Here is a 1614-nt window from a genome sequence, read left to right on the forward strand (position 1 = left end):
AACATATCAGTACCGTAGGACATACGGGAATTTACGCTTGTGGAGACCGTGTAAAACTAAAGCTTTCGTAGCAATGTAGTGGTCGCTGAAGCAAGAATCCCACGACTTTAGTCGTGCGGAGTGTCAAAAAATTGAAAATGCCATTGAAATGACATAGATTGTTATGGAACATATGCATAAGAATCATTTAAACTGTATTTCATTTCCGTTACTGAATTAAAGGATTTTTTTTGGAATGCTTGCGGAAAAATTTGAAACAGTTCACCCAGATACAGATTTGAACGAATTGGATTATAATAATGAAATCATAAAATTTACTAACAAGGAACTTGTAAAAGAATTGTGGCTGCGTTTTGGTAATGTTCCGATGAATCCAGAAACGGAAGAAATTGAAGAGAAATGGAATGGATTCCCTGTTGGAACGCATAGGGAAGAGATTTGGCATTGGTTTGAGGAAGCTTTTTGTGTCAGTGTTGCGGAAGATTTGATGTGTCTGTGATGGAATTAGGATTTTGAAAGGAGAAAACATATGACGGAAATATTGATTTACAAGATTATGAGTATTTAATTAAGTATTCAAAACCAAATGAACCAAATGTGTTACATACATGGACGCTACCGGAGGGAAGCTTTCAAATGAATTATAAGACTATGGTAAAGCGCGGATGTATTATTCATGGTGTATATCGAAGAATGTCAGAAAAAATTTGTTGGATGCGATAGTAAGAGAATGAAGTTGCTTTAAAATCGGAATTTTGTTTGGAAAGGTGAGTAAAGTTTAAAACAAATAAGTAGAGGACGTCCAAAGAATAGAGGGCATAGCAAATAAACCATCAAAAAAAGGTGGTTTTGAAAAGTAAATATAGACGCAACACCTAATCAGATAGCTGAAACTTCATCATCTCGGATGACATATCCTCGTTGTTTAAGTAGATTAAGTGCCTGTGAAGTAGTCAATACTTTTGATTCATTCACAGGACGTGATTCAAGAAAACCTTCCGGTGTATGGGGTTTTAAATCTGTAAGTATGTGCCAGATAGCGGTCAGGATCATACGACAGATAGTAATAATAGCTTTCTTGTGGCCACGACGTGCTTTTATACGTCGACGAGTAGTAAACTCAGGATGTTTCTTGGATTTGATCGAAGCATTTGCAACTTGTACCAATACTGGTTTAAAATAAGAACCGGCACGGGAAATCTTAGTGGATTTGATTTTACGATTGCTTTGATCGTTACGAGGACAATATCCAGCCCATGATACGAGGTTTTTAGCTGTGGGGGAAGACAGATATATCACCTCCGATTTCAGAGAGTACTTGAATGGCAGTCAGTGGGTTCTTGTCGAATCCTATGCGTTAAAAAGCTGGTTTAGAAAATCATCAGATCATCGAAGCAGTGATTGAAGCAACTCAATAATATATTCCTTGCGCAAGCGGGGGTGATCCTCTACCTTTCTTTTAAGAGGCAGCCATACGGCCGCCTCTTCAGACTGTAGACAAAGTCCCGGACAGAAGTCCGGGTTTTTCTTTTATCAAGTTTTCCACATTTCTAACTTTTTTCCATAGATTTACCAAGAAAAATGGTTCGGTTATCAACTTTATTTTCCAAGGTT

2 protein-coding genes are annotated in these 1614 nt (G+C 37.5%); one reads left to right on the plus strand and one right to left on the minus strand.

What is annotated here, in order from left to right:
- Positions 1–235 precede the first annotated feature (235 nt).
- Positions 236–499, plus strand: a complete 264-nt coding sequence (locus FYJ39_RS20345) for a hypothetical protein (protein ID WP_154474119.1) — start codon at positions 236–238, stop codon at positions 497–499.
- Positions 500–879: 380 nt separating this feature from the next.
- Here FYJ39_RS20345 and FYJ39_RS20350 read toward each other — a convergent pair whose 3' ends face one another.
- Positions 880–1299: a transposase gene (locus FYJ39_RS20350; RefSeq protein ID WP_328597588.1), complete on the minus strand. Its 420-nt coding sequence runs from the start codon at positions 1297–1299 to the stop codon at positions 880–882.
- Positions 1300–1614 lie beyond the last annotated feature (315 nt).

Source organism: Clostridium porci, from assembly GCF_009696375.1.
Lineage (GTDB): Bacteria > Bacillota > Clostridia > Lachnospirales > Lachnospiraceae > Enterocloster > Enterocloster porci.

Bases quoted from the DNA above. Each gene is read 5' to 3' on its own strand.
- FYJ39_RS20345 (WP_154474119.1), top strand. From the start codon at position 236: ATGCTTGCGGAAAAATTTGAAACAGTTCACCCAGATACAGATTTGAAC.